Annotated in this window: 6 protein-coding genes, 1 tRNA gene and 2 pseudogenes; all 9 read left to right on the top strand. The window is 58.4% G+C overall.

Annotation, left to right across the window (positions count from 1 at the left end):
* Window positions 1-216: pseudogene (locus FN369_RS11330) on the top strand (hypothetical protein); the annotation flags it as partial.
* A gap of 49 nt (window positions 217-265) precedes the next feature.
* Window positions 266-1,813 (top strand): hypothetical protein, encoded by a 1,548-nt coding sequence (locus tag FN369_RS07900; RefSeq protein ID WP_178087749.1) that lies wholly within the window; start codon window positions 266-268, stop codon window positions 1,811-1,813.
* A gap of 417 nt (window positions 1,814-2,230) precedes the next feature.
* Window positions 2,231-2,826: pseudogene (locus FN369_RS11690) on the top strand (IS1634 family transposase); the annotation flags it as partial.
* Window positions 2,827-3,194: 368 nt separating this feature from the next.
* The gene (locus FN369_RS07885) at window positions 3,195-5,945 is read left to right on the top strand and encodes a TonB-dependent receptor (RefSeq protein WP_142525624.1); all 2,751 of its coding nucleotides are present in this window, start codon (window positions 3,195-3,197) and stop codon (window positions 5,943-5,945) included.
* A 232-nt stretch (window positions 5,946-6,177) separates the two neighbouring features.
* Window positions 6,178-7,968 (top strand): tetratricopeptide repeat protein, encoded by a 1,791-nt coding sequence (locus FN369_RS07880; protein ID WP_142525623.1) that lies wholly within the window; start codon window positions 6,178-6,180, stop codon window positions 7,966-7,968.
* A 113-nt stretch (window positions 7,969-8,081) separates the two neighbouring features.
* The gene (locus tag FN369_RS07875; RefSeq protein WP_246189619.1) at window positions 8,082-8,489 is read left to right on the top strand and encodes an FKBP-type peptidyl-prolyl cis-trans isomerase; all 408 of its coding nucleotides are present in this window, start codon (window positions 8,082-8,084) and stop codon (window positions 8,487-8,489) included.
* A gap of 83 nt (window positions 8,490-8,572) precedes the next feature.
* Window positions 8,573-9,106, top strand: a complete 534-nt coding sequence (locus FN369_RS07870; RefSeq protein WP_142525621.1) for a ferritin — start codon at window positions 8,573-8,575, stop codon at window positions 9,104-9,106.
* Between the two features lie 86 nt (window positions 9,107-9,192).
* Window positions 9,193-9,269 (top strand) — tRNA-Arg (locus FN369_RS07865).
* Between the two features lie 206 nt (window positions 9,270-9,475).
* Window positions 9,476-9,862 (top strand): hypothetical protein (locus tag FN369_RS07860; protein WP_374728768.1); only part of this gene is annotated, 387 nt, incomplete at its 3' end.

Genomic DNA, 9,862 nt, shown 5'->3' with positions numbered 1-9,862 from the left:
GAGCATCCCCATCTGGGAGAGAGCAGCCATCCGCATCTCTCGCAAGGCGTCGGCGAACATCCCCATCTCTCAGGGGGAGGGGAGTCCCATGGACATCCCCATCTCCATGCGGGGGGAAGCGGGAGAATTCACGAGCATGCCGCCCATGTCCATGCGTCTCATGTTCACGCGACCCATGTTCACGCGACCCATGTTCATGCGGGAGGTAGGAGGTAATCCAGCCAAGCAGAGAAATAACGAGTAACGAAATGGAGGTTTACGCGTTATGAATCCGCTCAATCGATTGCAAGGTATTTCCAAGATGTGGGGCGGCAGAAAGCCCACGGACATCCTAGTCGATCCCGAAGATCCATTGGCGAAGCCATCAGATGCTGGAGCAACTCGGTCAAAAGGGGGGTTGGTCGTTGGGGGAGACGGAGACCATGCCAATGGGGCGGGATCGACGTCGGAGTCGCTGATCCTCTACCGCGGGGGGAACGGAGGATCTCTCCCCATCGCCCCACAAGGAGGGAGAGAGAGGAATAGGCTTCTTCTCGTTTCCCTGGGTGTTGCCATTCTTCTTGCGGGGGGTTTGGCCTTCGGCGGCTACTCCTATTGGAGTCGCCTTCAGGTGCCGGGCTCGATCGCGGATGACGAGTACCATGCCTTCGATCGGACGGTTGCCCAATACGAGAAATGGAGGAATGAGATCCTGGACTGGATCAATGGGAGGAGTAGCGGAGCGGACGGGCCAAGGAAAAAGTTCGGCTTAATCGAGGCAAAAACCCACTTGCCACCCGAGGAAGCGGTCCATGCGTGCCTGCGGCGACATCTTCCCGGCTATGTCGTGATCGATTCGATCGAGCCGCTTGGCTATCGGAAGGTCGGGGGTTTCGAGGAATTGGAATACCGAGTAACCGTTGAATCTCCCATGGATCTTTACATCGTTCCCGCTTTCTCGCCGTCTCCGGACCCCGGTGCTCCAGAGCTCGTCAAGGAAGTTTGGCCGGATCTCCTTTTCGACGCCACCCTCCCGCCCGGAATGGGTTTCCAAGCCGGCGAGAAGGAGAGATACCTTTTGGCCAAGGCCGACCAGAAGCTCTCCTTCTCCTGGAAGGTCGAAAAGGCGCAAATCGTTGATGGCAAATGGAGAATCCTGCGGGTATCTCCTCCGTTGCTGGAGTGGAATAACGGCTTCCTTGCTGCAGCTTTGGACGGAGCGCTGCGCGGCCGGGGAAACTTCCTCGCCCTGTTTTTATGCCAGGGGAAAGATCTTGGAGAATACTCGGCCTCTTATGACCGATGCGTGAGAGAACTCCAGGCACGATATGGAGGCATGGAGGCTGACATCGCGCAAGCGAAGAAGGAGCTGGAGAATGAAGTGACAAAGGCTCCGAAAGGCATCGATCGGGGGATCGACACAGCAGCGGTGGAGAGGGCTGGCGCGGAAGGCTTTAGCGAAGGCATGGATCGGGGTCAGCAGTATAGCGACATCCTTTCCAATTTCGAAGGAACCACCGGTACGGGCGTTATTCCCGATATAGAACCCGTCCTTCCCTTTCTGCATGGGATTTTCGGGCGCGAGAAGGCGAAAAAGGAGGAGATCGCTCGGCAGCAGCGCGCCGCGAGGGCACGATATTATGCTCGGCGAGAGAGACACGCGAGGGAGGCAAGGGAAGCATTGCAAAAGGGCAACGAGTATCAGCAACAGCAAGAGGCGAAGTTTGTTCAATACTATAGAGATCTCGCCAGCAAGAGGGTAGAGGACGTTCGCGCTTTCATCCAAAGAACCGCCATGGCGGAGGATCGGACCAGCAATGGTGGTGGGTTGTAACCAACGAGATGACCTCTCCGTAGCGAACCTGGAATGGTTCCGGGTACTCTATTGGGGAAAGCGTGCGGGTGAGCGGCCTTCGGCCTCAAGCAGATTCGAATCAGCTTGGCAAAAGCGCGGGGATCTCGGGTTCGCCTCGGGCTCCCCGCCGGGGGAGAAAGTCAGGCTTCAGAAGTGGGCGTGGTTGGTGATCTCCCAATGCCACCAGAAGCGGGACCAGGGCGGGAGAACTCCCGGCGCCGCTGGTTCCGCTAAGCCGACTCATGTTTGAAAAAGCCTGAACCGGTCTTCCGCAGGATTTTGAGCGTTGTTCAGTCAGGCGCAACACTTATGCAAAAGGGCGTAGTACATATTGAGTGAATAGAATGTGAATAACGCCTTTTGGTATTCATCGGATGTGCTTGTCATAATGTAGGCATTCGTTTGCAGGAACTTCGCACCCGCCCGGGATGCAAGATCAAACGATCCTTTCTCGCCCGGGAATCCTACCGGGTGAACAAAGAGGTCAAGACGAGGAGCTTGGCCAATCTGACGCGGATGCCGGAAGAAGTCGGGGAGGCGGTCAGAGCGATCTTACTGGGGAAGAACCTGGTGGTGGAGTTGGTTTTGAGGGGAAGCGAAGTCTCTTGAAGGCGATGATCTACGGGCGGCTCCTCTTCCCCTCTTGGGAGCTCGCCCTGCTGGCGGAAGCCCGTGCGACCCATTTGGCCAAGGCTTGCGGGTTGGAGGAGAAGGAGCGGGAAGAGGGCGAGCTTTCCCGGGCGATGGACGGGCCAATGGCGTTTAGAGGAAGATCGGGAGCAAGCCTGGTGCTCTCCGACCTGCCGAACGTCTCCTTCGAAGGGATTGCCCGGAAGATCCAGCCCAATGCGGTAAAGCCCAAGATCACCGGCGGGATCGGCTCCAACTGCTCTTTGCCGCCGCCTCCGATGGCGGGGATTCCGATCCATAGGGAGGCGCTCCGAGGGAACCGGGCGGATCACGCGACGCTGACGGGGCCTTTGGTGACGTTGTGACAAAGGTTCGGGATCCAGGAGACAACCTTCTCTTTCGACGGGGGTCGAGAAGAACCTGAAAGCTCTGGGAGTTCCCTCCCTTCCAACCCCACTTTTGGAGTCGACGAAAAAGATCGGGAAAAACGGGTGGCACGACGAAGCTGCCAAGAGAACTCCAGAATAGCGCATCCTATTGAATACAAACATAATACGCTGTTTACTCGGCGTCACACAAGCGTAACAAAGATGTAACAACTTTGTTACATCCCTTTCCTCGCATCCTGTGGCATAAAGCGGCGGTCAATTCGACATGGTCGGGCGGCCGGGATGCCCGGATGGCGCATCGACCTGCCGCAGTCACCAGGTTTTTTTGACGAGGAGGAGGAATGAAGCACAAGGTCCAGAAAGAGAAGAAGCGCTGGTTTCGTCCAGCGGCTCTCCTCTCTGTGTGGCTCGTGATGATCGTTGCGGTACGAGCGGCCGGGACGGGGGCGGAGAGCGCGGAGGCGGGAAGCGATTCCTCGGCCGGAGAGACGAACGGCCAAGGGCAAGGAGCGGCACAGGCGCCCATTCACGGAAGTGGACAAGCAAAGCAGTCCGGCTGGGAGGGGATCGTCCACCAAACCGAGCCCGAGAAGAACAAAGCGGAAAAAAAGAGCGGCGACGTGCAGATGCAGGAAGTCACGGTTTCCGCAACTTCCGAATGGACTTCGCCCGAGCTGACCTCGGGTGAGCCGAACGCCCCGATTCTTCCGACGACCGCACCCGTCGTTTCGACATTCGGCACGCCGATTAGCGTCATGGATGCGCCGCGGCAGATCACTCCCGTGAACCAGACCCTCCTGAAGGCGGCGGGCACCATCTACCAGGGATACATGGATCCTCTTTCTGTCTCCTCCATTCTCCCCACCGCCTATACCCAGCTGAATTGGGGTATGGGTAACTCGGTGACGATCCGGGGACGGCAGGCTCTTCCCTATATCAACGGCATCGAGATGACGCTTCAAAATGATGCGATGCAGGGTATTCCCTTTAGTTGGAACATGGTAGAAAACATGGACATCCAGGAAGGGCCCGCCAACGCAGTCTTTGGAGAGACTCAGGCCTCCACCGGGAGCGTGAACTATATCACCAAGCAGCCCTATTTCGACCAATACCGCGGCCGGGTTTGGGATACGACCGGCATGTACCAGCAATACCTCTGGGGCGCGGATGTAGGCGGCCCGATCATTCAAGACAAGCTGGGATGGCGTTTTTCCTACATGGGTCAAAACCAAGGGAGCTATTACAACAACATTTATAACGATCAGCAGAACTTCTACCTAGCAGTTGGAGCGAAGCCGTACGACAACTACACGATCGATTTTTACGGCGATTACGGCATGTACAACTTCATGCCGGAGCTGGCCGATCTGATGAACCGCCCGACGAATGCGCTGATTCGGGATGGGCTCTATAACACGGGCGTGGTACCGGGTTTTCCGAATACCGTTGCGCAAGGAGGCCCGTTCACCGGCTCCCCCCTCAACCCGGCTTTCAATACGTATGCGGGGCCCCTTATGGGTGTGAGCCGGCGTGCGACGATCGCAAGCCCCTATGGAGGCGGCCAGGGCGCTACCGGCTTGGCGCAGCTCATCCAGACGATCAAGGTGAGCGACGACGTGCAGATCGTGAATAACTCGATGCTCTGGTATACGAGGACCCAGTGGCTCGAGCCGGAGCTCTACGCGATGCAGTACACTCCGGGAGATTACGAATTCGATAACCGAACGGAAATCCGCTTCACCCTGGATCCACTCGCCGAAGAATCGCAGAAGGAATCCGAGAAGGAAAAGACCAAGGAAGAAAAGGGCTTGGAGAACGTCTTCGGGAAGCTCCTGCTCAAAAGCAGCGTCGATACCGGCATCGAATGGCATTACCAGTACAACAACGACTATTTCTCCGAAAGCGCTTGGGCCTACGGAAACTCTTGGAGCCTGGTAAATCCAATCAATCCCGCTTTCGCGAATCCCGCGATGTTCTATCTTCCCGGCACCAAGCAGTTCAACTCCTTTATCAACAATCCGAAAGCGGCTTTCGGAGGCCTTTGGCACGTTCCCGGTGCTCCCGCGAACTACTATTACGAGCCGCTCAACGGACCCTCCGGATCTACTTTCGGTCAATATTGGTCGATCGCACCCTTCTACCAGCACAATCTGGATATCACGGATAAGTTCAGCGTCTATTTTGGAGCCCGCGTGACCGGATATTTCTGGGATTACTCGACGCCCCAAGGTCCTGCGGGAATGCCGCAAATCCCAGGATTGACGAGCGCCAGCTTGAACCAGTCATCCTTGGCGCCGCTGATCAATATCAGCCCGGTCTACAAACCGTTCCCATGGATGAGCACCTATTTCAATTATAACTGGTCCTACGTGAACAATGTGGCGGTGATCGGCGGCGCGGCTCCTACTTTCGATGCCGCCTCCTTCCGCCTGCTCAATCAGCTCATCGAAGGAGGCGTGAAGTTTAACCTCCTCAATGATAAGCTCTTCATCACCGGTGCCGGCTTCAACCAGTACCAGCAGCTCAACAATCTGGGAGCCCCACCGTCGCCCGCGACCATCAACGGTTTCGAGGTGAACGTCTCCTATCAGCCGAACAAGAACTGGTGGGCCAAGGCGGGCTACATCTACATGCACGGCACGGAGAACTGGAGCTTCTTGCCCCACGGGCCGAGCATGCGTCAGGACTATTCGACGGCGATGGCCCTCCAGCAGATGTGGGCGCTCAACACCAATGTCGGCTTGCCTTCCGGGGTCTACAACATGATCGGCTTCCCGGAGCAATATGCGAGCGCGACGATCTGCTATACGTCAGATATCGGGATCGGTGCTCAAGTGCAAGGAATCGTGATGAGCGATCAGTACCTCGATTATTTCTACAACACCTACATCCCGACGCAGTACATTCTCAATGCGCAGCTCTTCTATTCAAATCCGCGCTGGGAGGCCCGGCTCTACATTTACAACTTTACGAACAACAACTACTGGCTGCCATTCGGACTCGGTTCCGCCGGCAGCCGTGCGTTCAACGAAAGCTCGATCGTGGCGGGGTGGCCCTTTTGGGTCGAGGGCTCGGTTGCGATCAAATTTTAGGAAGAGCATCCGTAAAGCTCGGTTCGTCGCCGCAAGGGAAGGCGGGGGAAGGGCCTCCGCCTTCTCCTTTCACCTCTCACGGACCGAAGATCGGTTTCCGGAGCGATTCGCCGCTTGCCTGCAATGGATGCGCGGCGGTAGGGAACTCTGTGGGCTTGCGAGGGAATCGGGGAAGCATGGGCTCTGTGGTCGCAAGAAGGTGTCGCGCGCATGAGGACGCGCATGAGGAAGGATGAAGGAGAGGCGAAATAGTAGGGGATGGCGGAGTGGCGCTCTGCTGTGGCTCGGAGTTTGCGCATTTTCCTTTGGCATCGTTTCGAGGGCAGACGCCGGGGCGGAAGTTTGGGAAAGCCGTCTTGTCGATCTTCGGGTAGTGACGAGGAGCGGAGGGGAGCGGGCCGTTCGAGGCATTGTCGTATCGGCGGACGGACGGTTGCTTACCGTGATGTCGGGTCTGGAAGACGCATCGCGGATCGAAGCCAAACGCTGGAACCTCCGGCCCGTGCGCTGTGCGGGCTGGCTTGCGGCAGATCCTGGAACGGGTCTCGTGCTTTTGCAGATCGAGGGGGCCGATCTATCGGCGGTACGGATCATTGCGCCGGACAACCTGCCGCCCGAAGGAGGGGAGACATTCACCGTCCCTCGGCCGAGTCCGGAGGAGCCAAAAGAGGAGGCGGCCTTTTTGCGGCTTGCAGGACCGGCGCTCCCCGCGGGGAAGGAGAATCTTCTTTGGCTGGGCGGAAAGGTCGAAGGGATTCTCGTGGGGAGCCCGGTTTTTAACGAGCGGGATCAATTCGTCGGCCTTGTCAGAGAGGTGGACCCCGACAATCACCGTCTCGGGGTCGTCAGGGTGAGTGCGCCATTGGAAATGCTCGACCGCGCCGACCTAGCGGCGGAAGCGGCGGCCCTTCGGCAAGGTTTGGAAAAGTTGGCGGCACGGGGACGCGAGCCCGCCTTGATGACGACTCCGGCGTGGCGCGACCTGCAAGCGGCCGTTGGACCCAAGGAGGCCGAAGCGGCTGCGGATCGCATCGTCGCGGTAGCGCCGCGTTCGCCGTCGGCTTGGACGGCCGCGGCTTTTGCCTACTTGCAGGCCCGAGCACTGGAAAAAGCGGAATTTGCGGCCAGAAAGGTTGTTGCATTCTTTCCCGAAGACCCGTCGGCGCTGCTCTTGCTCGGGCAGATCGAAGCGACGCAAGGCCGCTATGGGCCCGCGGTCGACACCATCCTGGAGGCGAAGGAACGGGGAGCCTCAACGGCGGATGTCTCGCTCCTGCTGGGAAAGTGTCTTCTCGCCGAGCGGCAATGGGAAAAGGCTTCCGATGAATTTCGCGCTTACTTGCGCTTCCGGCCTCGGCATACGTCCGCTTGGCTGGCGCTCGGAGAAGCGTTGCTAAAATCGCAGAATTGGGAGGAAGCCGCAAAAGCCTATACCCGGGCGGCACGGCTCAATCCCCAATCGGTTCGCGCCTGGGCGGGAATGGCCGAGAGTTATCGGCAAGGGAAGCGATGGGAAGAAGCGGCTTCGGCCTGCACCGAGCTGACGCTATTGGAACCGAAGAACAGCGGGGCCTGGTTTAACTTAGGCCTGGCACTTTTGCACAGCGAGCAGCTCCCGTTTGCCCGCGCTTCCTTCCTCCGCGTGGTCCAGCTCAATCCGAAAGATCGGGATGGTTGGTTCAACCTTGCGGTCTTGAGCCACCGAGCTCGCGATGCCCGCACGGCGATCCAAGCATATCGGAAGGCGCTCGAAGTCGATCCAACCTTCGGCGCGGCCTGGTTCAATTTAGGCGTCATCTATCGGGAGATCCGTCGATATGACGATGCTTCCCTGGCTTGGAAGAAGGCCGAGGCGTTTTTGCCCGGCGACGTTCGCCCGATGGCGAATCTCGCCTTGCTGGAAGATGCGCTCCGCCGCCCTTCGGAGCGCGACCTGGAGCTGCAAAAGCTCGAACAGGTCGATCCCGGACTCGCGCAGCAGATTCGATCTCAGATCGCCCTCAACGCGCGGCAATCTCGGTAACGAAGGAAGCGGGAGCGTAGCCTTTTTCGCTTGTCGGGATTCCCCGAAAAGACGCAGGATGCGGCCTGATGAGAGTTCGTTCGCTTGTTCTTGCGCTTGCCGTATTCCTAGGAATGGAAACCGTGAACGCCCAGGACGGGTTTCCTCCGGCGCCGGAGGGGGCAACCCCGAGCGAGGAAAATGTCGTTACGACCCCGTCGGGCCTCAAATATATCGATCAGGTGGTAGGGCGCGGCAATCCTGTCCAACCTGGGAAACGGGTCACCGTCGACTACGTCGGGAAGCTCGAGGATGGAAAAGTCTTCGACAGCTCTCAAGCCCACGGAAAGCCCTTCACCTTCGTCATGGGTCAGCGTGGGGTCATTGCCGGCTGGACAGAAGGAATCGCCACCATGCGCGAAGGGGGAAAGCGCAAGCTGATCATTCCGCCGCAACTCGGATACGGAGAGGAGGGGGCGGGAGACGTGATTCCACCCAATGCTGTGCTCCTCTTCGACATCGAAGTGCTCAAGGTAGAATAGGAGCGGGGCTTTCCCTCGTCTCGGAAAAACGATCCTTTTTATCTTGCGAGAACGATCTCCCGCTTGCAGCGTAAGAGAGAGGAATGAAGACCACCCTGATCAGTCCCAAGATCGTGCCCGAATTTCATCGTCAGATCGGGAGCGAGTTGGAGGCGTTTTTGCAATATCTGGCGATTGCCGCCTATTTCGAGAAGGCGGCCTTGCCTAGGCTCGCGGCGCACTTCGCACGCCAAGCTGAGGAAGAGCGAGGACACGCAATGCGTTTTCTCCAACTTCTGGTCGACAACGATGCGGATGTGGCGATTCCGGCGATCCCCGCTCCGGAAGCGCAATTCAAGGATGCCGAGCAGGCGGCGGCACTCTCTTTGGAACGAGAACTGCGTGTCACTGAGGAGATCCATTCCCTGTTGCGGCTGGCTCGCCAGGAGAATGATTTCACCTCCGAGACATTTCTCCACTGGTTCGTGAAGGAGCAGCTCGAAGAGGTCTCCTCGGCCGATCAGTTGCTCAAAATGATTCAGAGAGCGGGGGATCGGCGTCTGTTGCTGGTGGAAGACTTTTTGACTCGATCCGACCAGACGAAGCTAACCAAGGAGAAGGCTAGCGAAGGCAGTTAGAAGGAAGTGAGCGGTGGTCGGATACGGCTGTCCTGATGCCATGTTCTGGCGTCGTCGTTTTCTCGGTTGCGGATAAAGCGACAAGCGCACCCGTAGCTCAATTGGATAGAGCGTTGGCCTCCGGAGCCAAAGGTTGCAGGTTCGACCCCTGCCGGGTGCACCAGTAAGAGACGGAAGGGGTTGGGTCGGCTCTCCGTTCGGGGGAAAAGCCTTGTCGTTGCGGACGAGGAGGGATCCTCCGATCCGGCTCATGACTCTTGACACAAGCGGACGAATTCCGTTCGCTACCGGGCACGAGATGTCCCGTTCGGGCGGATCGGGGGCAGCCATTCCTCGTGCTCCACCGAAGGGAATGAGGAAGGAGGAACGATGAATTGGGAACAAGTTGGGGCGCTGATCGGGGCGGTTGTGGCGGTGGTTTTTCTCGGTTTTACCCTGCTCGCAATGCGACTGAAGCGCCTGATGACCAGGCTGGAGGAGGTATCGCACGACGTGTCGGAGGCGCGGGCCGATATCCGCGCATGGGAGAAAGAGCTTCGCACCGTGCGAGCGGAAGCCCAGAACACGAGGGGAGAAGTACAAAGCACTCGTGGCGAATTGCAGAGCTTACGGACGGAAATGCACGATCATTGGGCGACGATGGGGAGCGTCAAGCAGGCCCTTCACCGGGTTCTGCTCGACCAAGCGAGTGCGGGGAGCGCTCTCCCCGCTTCCACTTCGGCGAACCTCCCATCCGAACCGGCGGGTATGCCGTCG

The organism is Methylacidimicrobium cyclopophantes (assembly GCF_902143385.2).
In the GTDB taxonomy this organism is placed as follows: Bacteria; Verrucomicrobiota; Verrucomicrobiia; order Methylacidiphilales; family Methylacidiphilaceae; genus Methylacidimicrobium; species Methylacidimicrobium cyclopophantes.
Note: the sequence above shows the minus strand (reverse complement) of the source record. Positions and strands in the feature narration are given on the sequence as shown.